Here is a 20,854-nt window from a genome sequence, read left to right on the forward strand (position 1 = left end):
GACCCGGCACCGGGCCGTGGGCCGTAGCTGGACACGCTTCGCGGCATCGGCGTCAGCGTTCACGGCGGACGGCACGGTCCAGCGCCTCGGCGAGTTGGTCCCGGGTGAACGGCTTCGGTAACACACTCCCCGCCCGCACCGCTCGCCGGAACGTTGCGAGCGCGTCCCGGTCCGGTGCCGCGACGGTCAGCACCACCGGAAGATCCGGGCGGTACTCCACGAGCCCGCGTGCCAACTCGACCCCGGACCGACCGGGCATCCGATCGTCGGTGAGCACCGCGGCGAACGCGGCCGGGTCGGCCGCGAACGCCGCGCCGGCCTCGACGGGGTCCGTAAACGTGCTCGAGGCGTATCCGAGGTGGACGAGCATCTGCGCGGTCATGTCCGCAAGCGCGGGGTCGTCGTCCACCACGAGCACCCGCTCGCCGCGACCCGGCGCCGCCGCCACCGGTTCCGGCGGCGTGGCTCCGGACGGCACCACCGGAAGGTACACCTCAAATGTGGTACCTGCTCCCGATTCCGTGTTGACCCGGATTGCTCCGTGGTGGGCGCGCACGATCCCGTGCACGACCGACAGCCCGAGCCCGGTCCCCTGCCCCACCGGTTTGGTCGTGAAGAACGGCTCGAACGCGCGGCGCAGCGTGTCCTGCGTCATGCCGGTTCCGGTGTCGGACACGGTCAACTTCGCGTGCGGGCCAGGGGACAGCGGGCACAAGTCGGCGGACACCGGGTCCGCCAGATGGACCACCTCGACCCCAACCGACAGCCGCCCGCCGCGGGGCATCGCCTGGGCGGCGTTCGTACAGAGGTTCAGAACCGCCTGATGGAGCTGCCCGCCGTCGGCGGACACCATTGCCCCGGCCTCGGCCAACCGCACCTCGATCGCGATCCCCTTGGAGAACGACGCCCGCATCAGCGGCAGCAGCTCACGCACCACGGCCGACAGCGAGACCGGCTCGCGGCCGTCGGGTTGCGGGCGGGCGAAGGCCAGCACCTGGCCGACCAGTTCGCGGGCGCGCGCCGCCACCCGCACGAGTTGCGCGCAGTGCTCCCGCGCGGCCCCCACGTCGTCCGCCGTCTGGGCCAGTTCGGCGAAGCCGAAGATGCCGGCCAGGAGGTTGTTGAAGTCGTGCGCGATCCCGCCCGCGAGTGTCCCCAGCGCCTCCAACCGCTGCGACCGGATCATCTGGTCGCGGGCGCGGGCGTCGCGCTCTTCGGCCCGCCGCTGGGCCGTCACGTCGCGCCCGTCGATCAGCAAGTGCGCGCCTGCGCCCCCCCCGCCGGTCGGGATGAACGTGAACTCGCCCACGAACGCCCCGCCGGGGAGCCGGATCTCGCGTTCGGCCGCGACCGGTGCGCCGGCCGCGAGCGCCCGGGCGCGGAGGCCCGCGAACCACTCCGCCGTGGCCGCGTCGAACCGAAACAGGTTCGCTTCGACGTCCCCGGCCTCGCGCCCGACCAGTTGATCCGGCGCGACTTCGACCCCGCACCCGGCCAGCGTCCGCACCAACGCCCGGTTGGCGCTCGCGTACCGCCACTCCCCTTGCGCCCCCGGAACCAGCAGGAGCAGCAGATCGGACACGCTGTCGTGGATGAGCGAAAGCCGCGCGCGGTTCTCCTCCAGCGCCCGCTCGGCGGCCCGGCGGCGCCGCCGCTCGGTCGCCTCGCGGATCGCCCGCGTGACGGCCGGCACCAGCCGGATCAGGTTTTGTTTCAACAGGTAATCGTCGGCCCCGGCGTGGAGCGACTCGACCGCGATCTGTTCACCGACGGTGCCCGACACCAGCAAAAACGGCACCCCGTCGCCGCGCGCCTGGAGCAGTTCCAGTGCCTCCAGACCGCTGAACGCGGGCAGCGCGTAGTCGGCGATGATGACATCCCACCCGCCGCGGCCCAGCGCGGCGGCGTAGGCGCTCCGGGTCTCCACGCGCTCGGTGGCAACGCTCAGTCCGCCCCGCCGGAGCTCGCGCGCCACGAGCACTTCGTCGTCCGGGTTGTCCTCGACGAGCAGGACGCGTAACGGGCTCTTCATGGGGCGACGGACCGGGGTGGGGTTTCGTTGAGCAGCAACCAGTACACGCCGAGCGTGCTCACCGCCTGGACGAACTTGTCAAAGTCCACCGGCTTGCGGATGTAGCTGCACGCGCCCAGCTCGTAGCTCTGGGACACATCGACCTCCTCCTTTGATGAGGTCAGGATGATTGTACGGACGAGCCGGGTACGCGGGTCCCCGCGGAGCCGCCGCAGCACCTCCAGCCCGTCCACACGGGGGAGCTTCAGGTCCAGGAGGATCACCGCCGGCACCGCGGTCGCGTCCCGGCCGGCGTGCGCGCCGGTCCCGAACAGGTAGTCCAGCGCCTCGACCCCGTCGCGGGCGACCACGACGGGGTTGGCGATGTTCGACTTGCGGAACGCCCGCAGCGTCAGCGCGATATCGTCTTCGTTGTCCTCCACAAGGAGGATGCCAGCGTCACTCATGGTGCGGTCCCGGGTGGTGTTCAGGCATTGTAAACCAGAACCGGGCGCCGTTGCCAACCGAACCCTCGGCGCCGACCGCCCCGCCGTGCCGCCGCACCACCCGCAGCACCGTCGCCAGCCCCACCCCGTGCCCCGGGAACTCGGCCTCCCGGTGCAACCGCTGGAACGGCTGGAACAGCTTGTGTGCGTACGCCGGGTCGAACCCGGCGCCGTTGTCGCGGACGAAAAACGTCGGCCCCTCGGTACGCTCCTCTCGCCCCAACTCGACGCGCGGGGCCGCCACCTTCGAGGTGTATTTCCACGCGTTCCCGAGCAGGTTCTCGAGCACCACCCGGAGCAGGCTCCGGTCCCCCTCGGCGAACAGCTCCGGGGCGATCACCACCTCCACCGCGCGGCCCGGATCGGTCTGCCGTAGCGCGCGGACCACCTCGCCGGCCAGGTCCGACAGGTCCACCCGCTCGCGCCGCAGGTCCGCCCGGGTGACCCGGGACAGCGTGAGCAGGTCGTCGATCAGTTCACCCATGCGGGCCGCGGCGCCGCGGATGCGCTTCAGGAACCCGTGAGCCTCCGCGTCGAGCCGCGGCCCGTAATCCTCCAGCAGCGCTTGACTGAACCCGTCAACGGCCCGGAGCGGCGCGCGCAGGTCGTGCGACACCGAGTAGCAGAACGCCTCCAGCTCGGCGTTCGCCGCGACCAGCTCGTTGGTGCGCTCCCCGACCCGCCGCTCGAGCGCGGCGTTCGCCTCCCGCAGCGCCTTCTCGGCCCGCTTGAGGGGGGTCACGTCGGTCGACGCGACCAGCGCGTGCGCGACCCCGTCCAGTTCGATCAGCTCCGCGGCGACGACCAGATCCACGGCCGACCCGTCGGCCAGCGCCCGCCGGACCTCGATGCCCGAGAGCCGCCCGTCGCGGCGCAGGCGCTCGGCGTACATTGCCCGGTCCGCCGGCGCGTCGTACAGCTCGGCGAAGTCGGTCGGGGGGCGCCCGCGGACCCGCTCGGCGGACAGCTTATAAATCCGCTCGAACGACTTGTTCACGTCAACGATCGGCCCGTCGAGGCGGGTTAGAGCGAGGGAAACCGGGGAGAGCCGGAACACCGCCGAGAACTTCTTCTCGGACGCAACCAGCGCGTGCTCCATGCGCCGCGCCCCGGTCACGTCGGACCCCACGCTGAGGATCTCGACCACCTCGCCGCCGGCCCCAAGCACGACCCGGTTCGTCCACGCCACCCACGCCCGCGTGCCGTCGCGGCGGACGTTCTCGTTCACGCTCTGTTCGAACGCCCCCGGGTCCGCGCACACCCGCTCGATCAGCCCCTTCAGGTCCCGCCCGGTGATCTCGGTCTGCGGCACGATCGTGTCCATCACGTGGCGGCCGACGATCTCTTCGGCCGCGAACCCGAAGAACCGCTGGCCGAACTCATTCAGGAACGCGACACGCCCGTCCGGGGTCCACCGCAGGATGATGCTGTTCGCCAGCTCGACCAGTTCGCGGTACCGGCGCTCGCTGTCCGCCCGCTGGCGCTCGGCCTCGTGCCGCGCGGTCACGTCGATGCCGATGCCGACCAGACACGGGGCGCCCTCAAACATGACCCGGCGGCCGGTGAAGTAGTACTGCCGCGCCGTGCCGTCCTTTGCCAGGAGCGGTGCCTCGACGTGAGCCTCGCCGGTCGCAAACACGTCTCCGATCCGCCGGCTCAGCAGCGGGTGGTCCGCCGGGGCGAAGAAGTCGAGCGGGTGCATGACCGCGATCTCGGCCGCCGAGTAGCCGGTAACGGTCTCGAACCGTCGGTTCCAGCGCAGGAACTTCCCGTTGGCGTCGTAGAAGTACAACACGCCCGGCATGCTCTCGATCATGGTGTCCACAAACAGCCGCTCGTTACGCGCCTCTCGTTCGGCGCGGTTCCGCTCGGTCACGTCGCGGATGGTTCCGAGCAGGCACTCGCCGCCACCAATCTCGATCCGGGTGCAGAAAATGCTCACCTCGTGTCTTTGCCCGGCCGCGTCTCGGATTACCCCCGGGTAATCGCGCAACGCGCCGGTGGCGCGGACCGTCTCGATCATGAGTGCCCGTTCATGGGAGTCGCGCCAGGTGAGCTCAACGGTGGACCGCCCGAGCACCTGCTCACGGGATAACCCGTACAGCCGGCAAAACCCCTCGTTGACCTCCAGAAGCGTGCCGTCCCCGGCGCGGGTGAGGACCACTGCGTCCGGGTTCGCGTGAAACGCGGCAGCGAACTTGCGCTCGGACTCGCTTAGCTCGCGGGTCCGGAACCGCACGGCCCGGTGCAGGCTCCAGGCCCACGCCGCGCAAGCGGCCACCGCGCCCAGCGCCAGCCCCAGTGCGGCAACCACTTGCGCACGGGTGAGCGGGCGCGCCGGTGGCGGGGCGTCCACCGTTACATCACCCGCGCCGACCGGGAACAAGACCGCCCCGGTTGCGTCCCGGCTGTCGAGCGCTCCGGTGGCCGACACCAGACTGCCCACCGACACAACGCGGCCGTCGTCGTCGGGTAGTCGTACCAGAACAGTTAGGCCGTCGCGGGCCAAGGTCAGTCGCCCGGATCCGCTCTCCGTGACCCGCCCCTGAAACCGCGCGCGGGCGCCTTCCAGGGTCGCCCGGTCGCTCGCCGGGGTGAGATCAACCGAGTCCGGCAGCGGCCCGTCGCCATTGGGCGTCACCTCCGCCTGGTGTACCGTCAGGCGGCTCCCGCTCCAGGTGAGGAACCCGCGCACGTCCACAATGGCTCCGGCCGCGATCGGAACCGTGCCCGGTCGGGTGTAGACGGTGAACCCGCCGGTCACGTCTTGTACCAGAAATGCGCCCGGCCCGATCCGGGCAGTCACCACGCCGGACATTCGCACGAGGGGGATCGGCGAAACTCCCGGCAGGAACCGTCTCAAGTACGCAACCGTGCGTACCGGCATGGACCGAACGTTTTCGAGCGATTGGGCGACCTGAATGTCCCCGAGCCGGTGAACCAGGACGCGAACCCCTCCGGTCACCCGCCCGCCCGGACCGTACTCCGGGATGCACACCCCGCGCACCCGGACGATGGTTCCAACAAGCGCCCGCAGATCGGGTGCCGCGGGCGGTGTGCGGAACGCCAAGGTACCCGGCCCCGCGGTGCCATCGACTTCCAAGCCGCCACCGCCGGCCATGACGCCGCGAACCAGGCAGTAACTTTGCACGAACTGGGATTCGAGCCACCGGGCCGACGGCTGCGAGAAGTCGAACGGCAACGGGTCCGGGAGGCGCCCCGGACCGAGACGCTCCACGGATTCGGCCACGACAAGCGGAGAGAACCAGCCGCCGCGTGACCGCCCGCGCACCCGGACCCGTGTGCCGGGCTCCAGCCCCTCGCGCAGTTGCCCGATCTCGACGTAAACGCCCGACGTGTCGTCCTGCACGAACAGTTCGGGCGGCGACGTACTCGACACCGTAATGACGCCCGTCAAATCGACCGGATGGCCGCGCGCGGCGTCGACGGGATCGAGCGCCCGAACCGACCGCGCCGTGACGAGCGCGGGCCGCGGGGGCTCGCCGACAAGTGGCATCGCGCACAACAGCAGTACGGCAACGGGCACGGCTGCCCCCAGTATAAATTGTTCGATCGTTTCAAAATCACTTCCGAAGCGTCACAACAGATCCGCCAAGTCACTCCCAACCGCGGCTCCGGCTCTCAGAATCACTCAAGAAACGAGTTAAAAGCAAGAAACGAATGGGTCGATCAGCAGAGCGGCCCAACCGTCACGGCACGGGATATGCTTGCTTCGCACTGGGACTTTCAGTCAGTACATTGAGCCACCACGTAGCCGTTTCACGGTCGGACGATTCGTTTCACCGTTGAAAGCTCGTTGTCGCGCCGAGAGGAGCGCATGATTCTCGACCGCCTCAAGGAAACGACTGCGGAACAGCACGCCCGCCTCGAGCGGCGCGTTGATTTGGGGGCTCGGCTCCGCGGCCCCGAGGCGTACACCGATCTACTGGGGCAGTTTTACGGGTTCTATCGGCCGCTGGAAGAAGCCCTCGCCGCGGTCAGCGGGTACGAGTCGGTCGGGCTCGCGTTCGTGGAGCGCGGCAAGACCGCGTACCTCGCCAGCGACCTCGAAGCGTTGGGCCGTTCGACCACAAACGTTCCACTCGCGGCGGCGCCTCAGGTCCGCTCACTCGGGGCGGCGCTCGGGCGCATGTACGTGCTCGAAGGGGCCACGCTCGGCGGTCGTGTGGTGTGCCGGATGGTGCGCGAAGCCCTCGGCTTCACCCCGGACCGCGGGTGCCGGTTCTTCAACAGCTACGGCGCCCGCGTCGGTCCGATGTGGACCGCGTTCCGCGCCGCGCTGGTTCAGTTCGCGACCACGCCCGAAGCCGAAACCGAGGTTGTGGTCGCGGCGGGCGACACGTTCGATCGGTTCGACCGCTGGCTCGCCACGGGGGCCGCGACGTGAGCAGGCACCCCGAACCGGACTTGAGCTCATGTGAGCAGGAGGCAATTCACGCGCCCGGAAGCATCCAGCCGCACGGCGCCCTGCTGGTCGTTTCGGCTACATTTCTCAATGTCCTACAAGCGAGCGCCAACGCACCGTCCTTGTTCGGGCTCTCAATGCCCGAACTCCTGGGCTCGGAACTTAGCTCCGTCTTGGGACCGGAGCAGTTCGAGGCGCTCCGCGAACTCGGTGCGCGGCTCCCGGCGAGCGGCGAGCCGGTTCTGCTGCGGGCCGTGCGCATCGGGAGCGGGCCGGTACTGAACGCGATCGGCCACCGGACCGGCGGCGCCGTCGTACTCGAGTTCGAGCCCGGGGCGGACGGAACCGGTCCGCCGGGCGGGCTCCATTCGGTGGTCGCGGCGTTTATCGCCAAGGTGCAGGCGGCCACGACCGTTGCCGACCTCGCGCAACGCGCCGCGACCGAGGTGCGGGCGCTAACCGGATTCGACCGCGCACTCGTGTACCGTTTCGAGCCCGACGGCACCGGTGTCGTGGTGGGCGAGGACGGCAACGGGCGGCTGCCGTCGTACCGGGGCCACCGGTTCCCGGCGTCCGATATCCCGAAGCAAGCGCGCGAGCTGTACCGACGGAACCGGTTGCGGCTGATTCCCGATGTGGCGTACGTGCCTGCGGAATTGGTCCCGGCGCTCAACCCGGTGACGGGGGAGCCGGTCGACCTGTCACACGCCGCGCTCCGGAGCGTGTCGCCGGTTCACGTCGAGTACATGCGGAACATGGGCACCGCCGCGTCCATGTCCGTGTCGGTGCTGAAGGACGGGGAGCTGTGGGGCCTGATCTCGTGCCACCACCACGCGCCCAAGGTCGTACCGTTCGAATCACGCACCACCTGCGACATACTGGCCCAGGTGCTGGCCCTGCAAGTGGCCGCCCGTGAGCACGCGGCCGACTACGAGCGGCGCGTGGAGATCCAGTCGGTCCTGACGCGGCTGTTGGCGCACATGGCCCGCGCGGACGACTACGTCAGCGGGCTGCTGGCCCACCCCGGCGACCTGCTCGGTTTCGTTCGCGCCGCCGGGGCCGCGGTCGTCTCCGACGGGCGCACCGGGCTGGTCGGCCGCACCCCGGGGGAAGAGCAGGTGCGGCACCTCGCCGCCTGGCTGTTCCGCGAGCAGAAAAGGGAGGTGTACCACACCGACGCGCTGTCGTCCGCGTTCCCGCCGGCCCGGGAGTACGCCGCCGATGCGAGCGGGCTGCTCGCGGTGTCGGTGTCGAAGCTGCACCCCACCGCCGTGCTGTGGTTCCGGCCGGAGGTGATCGAAACCGTCCGGTGGGGCGGGGACCCGCGGAAGGCGGTCGAACCGGTGACGGGCCGGTTGCACCCGCGGAAGTCGTTCGAGACCTGGTCCCAGACGGTGCGCGAAACGGCCGCGCCGTGGCTCCCGAGCGAGGTCGAGGGCGCCGGCGAACTCCGCAACGCGGTCCTGGGTATCGTACTGCGGAAGGCGGAAGAGATGGCCGCCCTGAACGTCGAGTTGCAGCGCAGCAACCGCGAGCTGGAGGCGTTCTCGTACTCGGTGAGCCACGACCTGCGCGCCCCGCTGCGGCACATCGTCGGGTACGCCGAGTTGCTCAAGGAAGCCGCCCGCGACAAGCTGGCGGCCGGCGAGCTGAAGTACTGCGACACCATCATCGAGTCGAGCATCTACGCCGGGAAGCTGGTGGACAACTTGCTGGCGTACTCGCGCATGGGCCGGGCCGCACTCGACCGCACGAGGGTCGACCTCAACGCCCTGGTGCGCGAGGTCCGGGCCGAGGTGATGGCGGGCGCGCCCGGGCGCCAAGTGCGGTGGGAGGTCGGCCCCTTGCCCGCCGTCGAGGGCGACCTGATAATGCTCCGACTGGCGGTTCAAAACCTGCTCTCCAACGCGGTAAAATACACCAAGCCCCGGAACGAGGCCGTCATCGAGATCGGGTGCCACACGGACGCCGGCGCGCACACGTTCCACGTCCGGGACAACGGGGTCGGGTTCGACATGCGGTACCGGGACAAGCTGTTCGGCGTGTTCCAGCGGCTGCACCGGTGGGAAGACTTCGAGGGGACCGGCATCGGCCTGGCGAACGTGCGCCGGGTCGTCGAGCGGCACGGCGGGCGGGCCTGGGCCGAAGGCGCGGTGGATCGCGGGGCGACGTTCTACTTTACCCTGCCCGCACCTTCCAACGACGAGGAGAGGGGGACGTGCTGAAACCGATCTTGCTCGTCGAGGACAACCCCAAGGACCTGGAGCTGACCCTCCTCGCCCTGGCCCGGAGCAACCTCGCCAACGAGGTGATCGCGGTCCGGGACGGCGCGGAGTGCCTCGACTACCTTTTGCTGCGCGGCGCGTACGCGGGCCGACCGAAGGGCAACCCCGCGGTGGTGCTGCTCGACCTGAAGCTGCCGAAAGTGGACGGGCTCCAGGTGCTCGAAGAGATCAAGAAGGACCCGGCCCTTCAGGGCGTCCCGGTGGTGATGCTGACCACGTCCCGCGAGGAGCAGGACCTGCTCCGCAGTTACAAACTCGGCGTGAACGCGTACGTGGTGAAGCCGGTCGCGTTCAAAGAGTTCATGCACGCGATCGAGGAACTGGGGATCTTCTGGGCGGTGCTCAACGAACCGCCCCCGGGGAGCCTGAAGCCCGGCCGCGCGGCGCCGGCGGGCGGGTAACGCCGCCCCCGGCCCACAACGACGGGGCTCTGCACCGAAACCCGACCGCCCTGTCGCGCACGGACGCCGTTCCGGGGAGCTTATGACCGCGACGATTCTGCACCTCGAAGACAGCGACCTTGACGCCGACCTGATCGCCCAGCGGCTCGCCCGCACCAACCCCGAGTTCGAACTGGTGCGCGCGGTCGGCCGCGCCGACTTCCTCGCGCGGCTCGAGGCCGATCGCGCCTTCGATCTGATCCTGTCCGACCACCAGCTCCCGGACCTCGACGGGCTGGAAGCGCTCGCGCTGGCGCGGGTGCGCCGCCCGGACGTGCCCTTCGTGTTCGTGTCCGGCGCGCTCGGCGAGGAGCGCGCCGTCGAGACGCTGAAGCTCGGCGCAACCGATTACGTGCTCAAAAACCGACCGGAGCGGCTGGGGCCGGCCATCGAGCGTGCGATCGAGGAGGCCCGCGCCCGGGCCGAGGGGCGCCGGGCCGAGCGCGCCGTGCGCGAGGCGAACGAGCGGCTGGCGCTGGCGCTGTCCGCGGGCCGGTCCGGGGTGTTCGACTGGCTCATTCCCGAGGGGCGGGTGGTGTGGTCCCCGGAGCTCGAGGACCTGTACGGCGTCCCGCGCGGGTCGTTCGAGGGCACGTACGCGAGCTGGGAGGCGCGCGTCGAGCCGGACGACGCGGCCCGGGTCGGCGCCCAGATCCGCCGGTGCGTGGCCGAGCGCGCGGAGGACGTGGAGTACGAGTTCCGGGCGGTGCGCCCGGACGGCTCCCGCCGCTGGCTGGCGGGCAAGGCGAAGCTCCTCTTCGCCCCCGGCGGCGAGGCGGTGCGCATGGTCGGCATCAACGCCGACATCCACGACCGCAAGCAGTTGGAGGAGCAGCTCCGGGCCGGCGAGGAGAGCCTCCGGCACCAGAACGTTCGGCTCTCGCTCCTCGCCGACGCGGCCGAGGCGCTGCTCGCCGCCGACAGCGATCCGGTCCAGATGATGGCCGACCTGTTCGCCGCGCTCGCGCCCGCGCTCGCGCTGTCGCACTACTTCAACTACGCCCCGGCGGCCGACGGCTCGAGGCTGGAGCTGGTCGCCTGCGGCGGGGTGCCGAGCGGGACGGCGGACGCGATCCGTCGGCTCGACAGCGGGCAGGCGCTGTGCGGCCTGGTCGCGTCCACCCGCAAGGCGGTGATCGCAAGCGACATCCAGTCGTCGGAAGACCCGCGCGCGCAACTGGTCAAAGGGTTCGGCGTGCGCGCCTACGCGTGCCACCCGCTGATCGCCGGCGACCGCCTCCTCGGCACGCTGTCGTTCGGCACGAACACGCGCGACCGGTTCAGTGACGGGGACGTTGACGTGCTGCGGACCGTGTGCCACTACGCCGCGATGGCGAAGGAGCGCGCGCGGCTGGCGGCCCAGGCGACCGAACGGGCCGAGCGGCTCAAAGAGCAGGACCGGCGCAAGGACGAGTTCCTGGCCCTGCTCGCCCACGAGCTGCGGAACCCGCTCGCCCCGCTCCGGAACGGGCTCCAGGTGCTCCGGCTTACGGAGGGCCGCGGGGACGCCGCCAAGCGGGCACGCGAGATGATGGAGCGGCAGCTCACCCACACCGTCCGCCTCATCGACGACCTGCTCGACGTGTCCCGCATCAGTCGCAACAAACTGGACCTGCGCCGCAGTCGCGTCTCACTGGCCGAGGTGCTGGAGAGCGCCGCGGAGACCGCGCGCCCGCTCATCGAGGAGGCCGGGCACGAGTTCGCGATCGAGCTCCCGCCGGCCCCCGTCTTCCTTGACGCGGACCTGACCCGGCTGGCGCAGGTGTTCTCGAACTTGCTCACCAACAGCGCCAAGTACACACCGCCCGGGGGCCGCATCGGGCTCCGCGCGGAGGTCCGCGGCGGCGCGTTGGTGGTGACCGTACGCGACAACGGGCTGGGCATCCCCCCGGACTACCTTCCCCGCATATTCGATATGTTCTCGCAGGCCGACCGCGTCGTCGAGCGCGCGTCCGGCGGCCTGGGTATCGGCCTCGCGCTTGTGAAGGGCCTCGTCGAAATGCACGGTGGAAATGTGACGGTCGCGAGCGACGGCCCGGATCAAGGGAGCGCGTTTACGGTCACCTTGCCGCTGCCCGGCGCGCCCACAGGGGACGCTCAGCCCCTGGGAGTTCCGGCCCCCGCGAAGGCCCGTCCCCGCCGAGTTCTGGTGGTAGACGATAACCGCGACGCGGCCGAATCGCTGGCCATGCTTCTGGAGCTGCTCGGCAACGAGGTGCATGTCGGGCACGATGGGCTGGAAGCGATCGAACTCGCCGAACAGCTCCGACCCGATGTCATACTGATGGATGTCGGGATGCCGCGGCTCAACGGGCTCGAGGCGACCGCGCAGATCCGCACCCGCCCGTGGGCCGCCCCTGTGGTTATTATCGCCCTCACGGGCTGGGGGCAGGAATCGGATCGGGAGCGGACCCGGCAAGCGGGCTGCAACGCTCACCTCGTAAAACCGGTCCAGCTCACCGATCTCGAACGCGTCTTGAGCGGGGCGATGGGAACCTGACGGGCCTCCGCCGAAGCGACAGAATCGCTTGGCCGAACGGCGCCTGCTGGACGCGATGAGGCGACTACTGCCGGAGCAGTGCCGGGGCGGACTCCTGGGCGTGGCGCGCGTCGTGCCCGGCATACGCCCCAAAATCGTTAAAAAACAGCCTCTTTGCCAACCGGTAGAAGACGTTCTTCTCGGGCACTTCTGCAGCGGGGTTGTATTGCGACGTGCGCACCCGCATCGCGCCCAGTTCCTTCAGCGCGGTTCGTCGTGCGGTTGAGTCTTTCGCACCGTGCGCCTCGACGAGCCGTTTCAGCAGGTCCGGACGTTCAAGAACGATGCACCCGCGTGTCGTCTCGGCCGCGAGCGCGCGAAAGTCAGCAAGAAAAGCGGATTGAAGGAACTTCTGCTTGAGCGGCCGTGTGTCGGTCGTGCGGTGGATCGATTCGGTCGAGAACTGCACGATCGGGCACGGCTCGATGTCGCCCCACGGGTTGATGTGGTGGCTGATGCCGGTCGCCGCAGGGCACAGCGCTTTTCCCTCGCCGTCGTGGTACGCGTCGATAATCACGATCGGCTTTTTGGCCCGCATCTCGACCACGAACCGCCGCGCCCGAAGTGCCTGCTCCGGCGTGAGGCACAGGTCCGGGTTCGGGTTCGGTCCCATCGGGCGGTACACGTGGAACCACGTGTAAAGCACTCCCATCTCCACCAACCGATCGATCCACTCCTCGCGCAAGAGGTCATCGATGTTCGTGCGCGCGAGGCTGGTACACACCCCCGTAAAGACGCCGGCGTCGAGGGCGTTGTGGAGCCCCTGCATGGTCCGGTTGAGCACCCCGCCCCGGCCCCGGCGCTCGTCGGACACGATCTCGGTGCCTTCCACCGAGATGAGGGGGGTGACGTTTCCGAGCCGCCGCATCTGCTTGGCCCGCTCGGGCGTGATGAAGTGCCCGTTGGTGAAGATCTGGAAGTAGCAGTCGGGGTGCTCCGCGAGCATGTCGAGCAGGTTGGGGTGCATGAACGGCTCGCCGCCGACGATGCCGAAGAACACGTTCCCCATCTGCTTCGCTTCGCGGACGAGCTGGTGGAACGCCGCAGGTTTGATCGTCTCCTGCTTCATGCTGACATCGACCCAGCACCCCTGGCACCGCAGGTTGCAAGTGTTGATGATGCTGACGTACAGGAACGGCGGGAACACCTGCCCCCGCTTGAGCCGCAGCTTGTGCCGGTGAACAGACAGGGCGCCTTTGAACCCCATGTTGTACGCCAGCTTCCACAGGAGCCGCTTGTCGGTTTCCAGCAGGACGCGTTTGGCGAGTCCGAGCGTGGCGCGCAGGGTCACGAGGGTTCTCCGGTGGTGGGGCACAGTCTGAGTTTATCGTTTCGGCACCCCGCCGCGCACCCGATTTCCCATCCGCCCGGCTCGGCACGCGGGGTTGTGCGGATGGCACTACCGCAGTAGGACTAAAATCGGCGTGCGATCCTGAATCCGTCACGCACATGCCCCGGGGCGCGGGAACACTTCAGCAGAATTCCCAGTCACGGAGGGCCGCCCATGTTTCCTCTTTTGCTCGTTTTGGGCATGACACCAGCCGCCGCTTCAGATCACACACCCCTCCCACCAGCCGCACCAGCAGCGCCAACGTGGGACCGTATGTTTCCGGCATCGGGCCTGTGTGCTGGCCCGGAATTGCAACCGTTTCATCGGCAACCGCGGGTGTGCGCGGTTCGAGTGTGCGGGTGCGAACCGGAAGCTCCGGATACTGTTAAGAACCGCTCCTGGGTGAAAGAGTTTCATACAGCCGCTTTTGTCCCTTACCCACGGTTCGACACGGTCGGCCAGCCGGTCCCTGGTGACGGGTTAGTGATCTACGAAGGGATGCGGCTCGAAATCGATCCTATCACGGGGAAGTACGACCTCACGTTCACTGCGAGCGTCCCCGCCATGCCCGTGACCTTCCGGCTGCAACTGGTATTTGTGGAAGCGAAGTACAAAACCATCGAGAATCCCGTGCGCGAACCCAACCATCCAGCAACGGTTCAGGTTCTCGATCCAGAAGCACGGAAGTACACGATCACGCTCCCGCCAATCCGGATGCAACCGCCGCGCGATGCGGAACCGGGCGATCCGACCCCGCGCACGTTCCACATCGCCCATCGCGGCTACTCGAGTCTCTTCTTGGACCCGAAACGCGGCACTAGCGATGACCGTACCAACGTGGCCAGTTGCCACCCACAAGGCCCAATCGACTGCACCTGGACCGTGTCGCGCACCGGTACCGCCCGCTTCGGCACACCCGTCGCCATCGATGACCCGAACCGGTAACAGCGAGCGCCATGCAATTCATCAGACGCGGATTAATCCAAGAGGGCTGCACAACCGGTAAAGTCGCACCTTATACCCGCCGATAACTCCTGTCGGGGTTATGCCGTACACGCTCGCCCGGCGCCTTACGCCGCGCGTGTCCACGGAGGCGGAACGCATGGATCGCAACGCGGGTACGATCGTCCTTTGTCTTGTACTTGGTGCTGCCGTCATGTACGTCAGCACCAACTACCGATTCCACGTGGAACCGGTGGCCCCGCCGGCGCAGGTCACGCACGCCCCGCCCGGCGCGGACCCGCGGCTCCTACCAACGGAGGTGACGCGACCGCGCCCGGCCGACGCGGCGATGCAGGACCCCAGGATGCGCCCGATCGGTGCGGTACTCGCAGCCCCGCCAAGTTTCGGCATCGCGGTCGTGGAAGACGGTGAGGTGCGATTCCCGGTCGCGGCGCTGAAGACCGAGTACCGAGTCTTCAACAAGAAAGTTGACCTCGTACTGGATTCCGATTTCAACGCCGATGAACTCCATTTCCGGACTAAAACGACACCGCTCACGAAGGCACAAGACAAGGACACGGCAGTTACCATGACAAAGCGCGCGAACGGTTCGACTGTCGCGACGGTCGATTTGAGCGCTTTGGCGGATAAGACCACGGGCGCCCTGGCGCTCGAACTGATCGCCCGGAATGCGGCACCGATGGGCGGCGATTCCCCTCCGGCGGCAATCGCGCTGCGCGCGGCGGGCGCGGGTGGCGGCGCGCAAGGGTTGACACCTCTCAAGGCCACGAACTCCACTTACCGCTCGACGGCGGACCTTTCGGGCGCCGTTCCGCTCTACGCCCGGGACGGGGTGGTGCCGTATCTGAAGCTCTCCGGCAGCAAGGACGAAGCCGCCCGGCTCGCGTTCTTCTTGCAGCCCGCGCCCGCGACCGGCACCGCCGTCGAATTGGTCCCGGAATTCGGGGCCAAGTTGTCCGGCCAGAACTGGGAGGCCGGGTTCAAACCCGAGCGCCGGTTGGACGGTTCGACCGCCAAAGTGGTGGTCCGGGCGGTGGACGCAAACGGCCGGTTCTACGCCGAGCAGACCGTGAACGTCGTGTTCCGTGACCTGACCGCGGCCCTCGCCGCGCCGCGGCTCGTGTTCCCGCTCACGCTCCCCGCCCCGCCCGCCACCGCGAACACGACGATCCCGGGGCGGGCGGCCGCGGTCCCGATCGCGGCCCCGAACCTCCCGGCCTACTTCACCAACGCGACCTCGTTCGTACTCAAAGCCGAGGCCACGGAAGACGTCGAGGCGTTCGTTCATTACGTCGGCGGCGATATGAAGCTCATCGGGACCACCGGCTTCCCGGGCACGGGTTCCTTCACCACGGGCCAGCAGACGACTTTCGATATCAAGAACCTCACGCCCGGTCACCACGTCATCGGGGTGGCGGCGGTCCGCGGCCTCGCCATCGGCCCGGTCGCACAGGTCAAGGTGCTGGTCGAAACGCAACCGCCCGTCGTTGATGAGGCCCGAGCGGCCCCTGGGTTCGGACAGACCCCGGGCGCGACGGACAAGATCACCGTGCGGTTCAACCACAAGATGGACCCGGACACGATCAAGGCGGAAGCGTTCGACCTCATTCACAACGAGAACAAGGGAGCGCAGACCGTCCGAATCCGCTCGGCGCAACTCGACGCGCAGGGTGACACGGTCACGCTGAACGTCACGGACGTGGTGTCCGGGACGTACACCCTGTCGATCGTCAAGGCGAAGCCGCCGAAGGACGTGTACGGTAACGATCTCGCCCAGGCGCCGGTTCTGGACGAGAAGAAGCTGTACGAAACGATCCTCTCGACACAGGGGGGCGCCGCGGGCGGTGCGCCGGGCGCCGGGCAGTCCTCGCGCACGGTCGGGATCACGCACAAGACCGGGAAGCCGGTCGAGTTCCCTGATTACGTCAAATTCCGTGTCTCCCCGGACGGGTTCAACCCGTCGGACCGGGTCGAGACCCGAGTCATGCGGCTCTACTACTATCGTGACGCGCACCGCGTGGCCCAACTCATCAACCGCACCGTGAAGTCGTACAACGCGGCCACCGTGGACATCCGGCGGCGTACCGCGGACGCGGTCCGCGACAACGCCGACAAAGCCGAGGACGACCGCAAGGCGCTCGAAGCGGAAGCCGTCCGCGCGGCCCAAGAGGCCCGCGCCGCTGAGGCCGAGGTGAACAACCTGCAGAACGGCATCGCTACCGCTCGCAACCAAAGCGCCACCGCTCGCATCGACCTGCTCCAGCGCCAACAGGAACTGGAGCAAGCCAAGCGCGACCTCGCCCGCGCGGAGCTTCTCACCCCGGGCCGAACCAACAACGACACCGCCCTCGAAGAGCAGCGACAACTGCTCGAGGCGCTGGACCGCGACCTGTTCCGGGTGGACACGGCGCTCAAGGCGCCGAACTTGGCCGATCCGGACAAACTGCAACTCGAGATCCGCAAGCGGGAGATCCAAACCCGGGTCGCGACCGAAAAGCGTACCTTCGATCGCCTACTCGTCGAGAACCAGACCAGGGCAGACTCGGGAGCCGATACGGCCCGCGCCCGAGTGAAGGCGCTCGAGGTCGAGATCGGCAAGTTGCAAAGCGTGTCCACCACCGGCGACCTCGTCGAGCGAGCCAACGCGGACCGGCTCACGGCGGCCCAGTCGGCCCTCGCGGGCAAGCGCGAGTCCGAGGCCAAGGCCGTCGAAGCCTGGCAGGTCAAGGAGCTACAAGAGCGCCGGCTCCGCGAGAACCAGTTCCGCACCGAGACGGCCGCGGCCCGCGAGGACCCGGACACCTACGCACCTGGTAACCCGAACTCGGTGGACGCGGTCATGCAGGTATCGGTGTCGGTCATCGGCGAGGGGCTGATTCAGCTCCGCGGGCCGATCAAGGGGCTGAACGTGATCCGCACGATGGTCAACCAGATCGACGCCCCGGTCGGACAGGTGCGGGTCGCGGTCCACACGCTCCAGGTGAACGGCGAGCGTGCCGACCGTATGGAGAAGGTGGTCGCGAACATCCAGCGGTACCTGGATCACTCGCGGTTCCTGACCGCGCAGTCGGGCCAGATGCTGCGGAACGCGGTCACGTCGGTAGCGTCCCGCAAGGCGGCAGAGGTGCAGGCGACCCTGGCCCCGGGATGCACCCAATGGGACCGCGACCAGCGGTACCTGTACTCGTTCTTCGGCAAGGACTTCATCGACGAGCTGATCCAGCTCGACTCGGAATTCCTCAAGACGGGCAACAAGCTGCTATCGCTGAACTCGATGGACAGCACCAGCCTGTCGTCCGCGCTGTTCCTGCTCGCGCTCGCGAAGAACGACGTGCGCACGGAGATCATCACCGAGTTCCTGGCGACCGTTCAGCGGGACCTGCCGGAGGCCGAGTGGAAGTACTACGTGGCCGGTATCTCGCAGCCCAAGCACTGTGACGCGTGCAAGGACAAGAAGCAGTACCTCCTGGCGAACAACTCGCAGTTCCAGTCGCTCGTCGGGTTCTTCAGCGCCCAACTGACCGGCAACGATACGCTTAACCCGCTCCAACGCGAGTTCGTGAAGCTGGCCCAGATCTTCAAGGCCCGGATGGTCACCGAGATGCAGCTCCGTCAGCGCGTCATGGAGCGGGCGTTGCTGGAAGAGCGGGTCGGAACAAAATACCTTGAGGAGTTGAAAAAGGCAAAAGATCTGGAGGACGCGGCGAAGGAAGAGTTGAAGGGAGTTGAAAAAGAGCGCCAAAACGCGGCACAACTCGTATCAGAATCACTCGTTAATGTACTAGCAGAATTTGACATATTTCAGACAGAAATTGAAGCCTTTGGCGACCTCGATGTCGAGCTTCCCCAACTGGAAAAGAAGGCTGCCGAGGTGATCCAAAGCCGCCAGTTTCTCGCAGCGATAGCCGGCTCGGCAAATGATCTCAAACTACCCATACTCGATATCAACATCGGAAAACAGCTAAATATCACTAACCCGAATGATATCGTCGGAGTAACTGTTATTCGTTATGCTGGCGTGTTGCGCACTGCACAACTCGATGGCACTCGGCTGAAACTGGTTTCGGCGCAGTGGGATCCTGTACTCAGGCGATGGAAAAACCTATACGATCAGATGCGGCAATTAGTATTTACTGGGGAGCGCGCGAAGGATCACGCCGAATACATTAAGCTCCTCGAACAGATTACAACCAGCACTCCTACCATCGAAATTGGACAACTAAAGCGGCTTGGGAAGTTACACAAAGAACTGACAGCCTCCATCCTTGAAAAACTGTCGGAAGCCCGAAATCAAGCAGGTCAGCTAATTGAGGAGATTCGCAACGGCAAAATTGATCCCCTGGTCCAACGCGCGAATTATGAGGCGTTTAAAGCCGATATCCTTGGGCGCATCAAAGAGGACCGGCTTACAAACGCTCGACGGGCGTTCTCTGGATCGGACGCTGCGTTCCAGACCTTCGGTGCCGCCGAGTTCCGCTACCAAGCCTCGCGCAAGAACGCCCAGAACGCGCGGCGGCCGCTCGATGAGAAGAAACTGCTCGACATGCTCGTCGACGAGATGGAGGACAAGTTCGTCGAGATACTAGAGGGCACCCGGGCACACACGTCCAACGTGGACAACTACCTCAAGAGCATCGCCACCGCACTCGACGACGATTTCAACACGCAGTACTACCTGCCGTCCTTCCAGCGCGCCCGCACCGCCAGCCGCTCCTGGGACGTGACGCTCTCACAGATCGAAACCACCAGCGTGCTGACCAACAACCGGGCGCTAGGGAAGGTTTCGCCGGCCGCGACGTTCGAGTTCGACCTGCCCAAGCGCGACATCCTCATCACCGAGGGATTCAAAACGGCCAAGGCGATGTTCGACGAGTACGGCGCACTGATGAACGACCCGTCGTTCCTGGCGCTAGCCAAGATCTACAGCGGCAACCCGGTGTCGATGATGCAGGGCGCTGGGGGCGGGCTGTCGGCAGTGCGCAACGTACTGCCCGGGTTGCCGACCTCTGCGGACGAGAAGATCCTGGCCCAGGCGGGTCCGGGACGGCGCGAGTTCGGTGCCGCGCTCGACGGGCTGATCCCGGACCCGGCGATCTACAAGTTCGAGACCGGCACCGGGTACGAGATCCGGCCCGTGCTCAGCCCGGACGGGCAGGCGGTGGTGTTTGGGTTCGATTACATGTACACGACCGACGTGCGCGAGCCGGTGCGGGCGGACGAGAAGCACTTGGGCCGGGTGAAGCGCCACTTCGTCAGCACCGATGTGCAACTCGGCAACTACGAGCTGCGCGAGGTGAGCAAGTACATGGTGGCGATCAAAGCGGCGCGCACCGCGAAGGGCGTGCAGTTGCTGCAGGATATTCCTGGGGTGGGGGCGCTGTTCCGCCCGCTGCCGAGTGCGGCCGCCTCGCTCCAGCAGAACCTGATTTACTCGCAGGCCACCATCTTCCCAACCCTGTTCGACCTGATGGGGTTGCGGTACGCCCCGGCGGTTGCGGACCTGGACCCGCTTGCAGACCGGATGGCCGAGTTCGCCGCCCGGTACCGGCGGCTCGACGTGGAACAGCGGATCTACGACATCGGTGCGACCCGCGTCGATGACGCGCTGCGAACCCCCTACGGGGAGCGCCGGTACGACCTGTACCGCCCGCCGATGTCGCTCCCGTTCGTCCACCCCAACGGGTACACCGGGTTGGGTTTGCGGCTGTATGACGGCACCCTGCGCGAGGGGTACGACGTAAACGGCACGTTTCCGGACTCGCGGTTCGCCCCTCGTACCTCTCCCGAAGGGATGTCCAAGCCGTTCAACTTCGGCGGCCCGGGGCAGCCGGCCCTCGACGTGTCCCCAGGCTACGGCCCGCTCCCGCCGAACTTCGTGCCCGAGAACGCGTTCCCGAGAGCCAATCCCGCCTTACCGCTGCCGGCCCCAACCCCGGTACCTGGGGCACGGTGGACCGCCACGCCAACCGTACCGAATACCACTGTCGGCAGCCCCAACACGATGCGGCTCCCCGGGATGGGATCGGTCGGGGTGGGACGCCAGGTGCCGTACAACCCCGCGCTGTCTACCACACCGCCTCCGCTGCGGCCGGCGGAGCTGCCGACGACGGGCGGGCAGACGACTGTGACGACGAACCCGCCGCCGGTACCGCGGCCCTCGATCCCGACACCCTCAATGCCCCAGCCGGCAGGGCTGCTGCCGAGTTCGCCACTCGGCAACCGGTAACGGCACTAACGAATAGCGCGCCGCTGACGCCCGCGGTGCGTCGTTCATCGGGCCAAGCGAGCGATTGAGCGGTGGCACAGGCGTCGTCGTGTCGAAGTTGCCGGACAGGGACGGAATCCCGGTAACGG

The 20,854-nt window shown here is 67.7% G+C and carries 10 protein-coding genes; 6 read left to right on the forward strand and 4 right to left on the reverse strand.

What is annotated here, in order from left to right:
* Nucleotides 1-52 precede the first annotated feature (52 nt).
* Genes R5W23_RS14640 through R5W23_RS14650 form a run of 3 tightly spaced genes read right to left on the reverse strand, consistent with a single transcriptional unit; the run spans nucleotide 53 to nucleotide 6,064 of the window.
* Nucleotides 53-2,032 carry an ATP-binding response regulator gene (locus tag R5W23_RS14640; RefSeq protein ID WP_320686931.1) on the reverse strand — a complete coding sequence of 660 codons (1,980 nt, stop codon included), beginning with the start codon at nucleotides 2,030-2,032 and terminating at the stop codon, nucleotides 53-55.
* Nucleotides 2,029-2,478 (reverse strand): response regulator, encoded by a 450-nt coding sequence (locus R5W23_RS14645; protein ID WP_261186733.1) that lies wholly within the window; start codon nucleotides 2,476-2,478, stop codon nucleotides 2,029-2,031. The genes R5W23_RS14640 and R5W23_RS14645 overlap by 4 nt, the downstream gene beginning before the upstream one ends.
* The gene (locus tag R5W23_RS14650; protein ID WP_320686932.1) at nucleotides 2,471-6,064 is read right to left on the reverse strand and encodes a PAS domain-containing sensor histidine kinase; all 3,594 of its coding nucleotides are present in this window, start codon (nucleotides 6,062-6,064) and stop codon (nucleotides 2,471-2,473) included. The genes R5W23_RS14645 and R5W23_RS14650 overlap by 8 nt, the downstream gene beginning before the upstream one ends.
* 291 nt (nucleotides 6,065-6,355) lie before the next feature.
* On the opposite strand from R5W23_RS14650, the gene R5W23_RS14655 reads away from it, so the two are divergent.
* The 4 genes from R5W23_RS14655 (at nucleotide 6,356) to R5W23_RS14670 (ending at nucleotide 12,168) form a co-directional block, all read left to right on the forward strand.
* Complete coding sequence (locus tag R5W23_RS14655; protein WP_320686933.1) at nucleotides 6,356-6,925, forward strand: biliverdin-producing heme oxygenase; 570 nt, start codon at nucleotides 6,356-6,358, stop codon at nucleotides 6,923-6,925.
* Nucleotides 6,922-9,168, forward strand: coding sequence for an ATP-binding protein (locus R5W23_RS14660; protein ID WP_320686934.1), 2,247 nt, complete (start codon nucleotides 6,922-6,924; stop codon nucleotides 9,166-9,168). Before R5W23_RS14655 ends, R5W23_RS14660 begins: the two co-directional genes overlap by 4 nt.
* Nucleotides 9,162-9,629: a response regulator gene (locus R5W23_RS14665; protein ID WP_320686935.1), complete on the forward strand. Its 468-nt coding sequence runs from the start codon at nucleotides 9,162-9,164 to the stop codon at nucleotides 9,627-9,629. The genes R5W23_RS14660 and R5W23_RS14665 overlap by 7 nt, the downstream gene beginning before the upstream one ends.
* Before the next feature lie 82 nt (nucleotides 9,630-9,711).
* Complete coding sequence (locus R5W23_RS14670; protein ID WP_320686936.1) at nucleotides 9,712-12,168, forward strand: hybrid sensor histidine kinase/response regulator; 2,457 nt, start codon at nucleotides 9,712-9,714, stop codon at nucleotides 12,166-12,168.
* A 64-nt stretch (nucleotides 12,169-12,232) separates the two neighbouring features.
* Here R5W23_RS14670 and R5W23_RS14675 read toward each other — a convergent pair whose 3' ends face one another.
* A complete protein-coding gene (locus tag R5W23_RS14675; protein ID WP_261186727.1) occupies nucleotides 12,233-13,498 on the reverse strand; it encodes a radical SAM/SPASM domain-containing protein in 1,266 nt (421 codons plus the stop codon).
* 522 nt (nucleotides 13,499-14,020) lie between these two features.
* Here R5W23_RS14675 and R5W23_RS14680 point away from each other — a divergent pair.
* Together R5W23_RS14680 and R5W23_RS14685 are read left to right on the forward strand one after the other, a co-directional pair.
* Nucleotides 14,021-14,482, forward strand: coding sequence for a hypothetical protein (locus R5W23_RS14680; protein WP_320686937.1), 462 nt, complete (start codon nucleotides 14,021-14,023; stop codon nucleotides 14,480-14,482).
* A gap of 157 nt (nucleotides 14,483-14,639) precedes the next feature.
* Nucleotides 14,640-20,726, forward strand: a complete 6,087-nt coding sequence (locus tag R5W23_RS14685) for an Ig-like domain-containing protein (protein WP_320686938.1) — start codon at nucleotides 14,640-14,642, stop codon at nucleotides 20,724-20,726.
* The last annotated feature ends 128 nt before the right edge of the window (nucleotides 20,727-20,854 follow it).

The sequence above is a fragment of the Gemmata algarum genome, assembly GCF_034097035.1.
Classification (GTDB): domain Bacteria; phylum Planctomycetota; class Planctomycetia; order Gemmatales; family Gemmataceae; genus Gemmata; species Gemmata algarum.

Bases quoted from the DNA above. Each gene is read 5' to 3' on its own strand.
- R5W23_RS14655 (WP_320686933.1), top strand. From the start codon at position 6,356: ATGATTCTCGACCGCCTCAAGGAAACGACTGCGGAACAGCACGCCCGC.
- R5W23_RS14640 (WP_320686931.1), bottom strand. From the start codon at position 2,032: ATGAAGAGCCCGTTACGCGTCCTGCTCGTCGAGGACAACCCGGACGAC.
- R5W23_RS14645 (WP_261186733.1), bottom strand. From the start codon at position 2,478: ATGAGTGACGCTGGCATCCTCCTTGTGGAGGACAACGAAGACGATATC.
- R5W23_RS14670 (WP_320686936.1), top strand. From the start codon at position 9,712: ATGACCGCGACGATTCTGCACCTCGAAGACAGCGACCTTGACGCCGAC.
- R5W23_RS14685 (WP_320686938.1), top strand. From the start codon at position 14,640: ATGGATCGCAACGCGGGTACGATCGTCCTTTGTCTTGTACTTGGTGCT.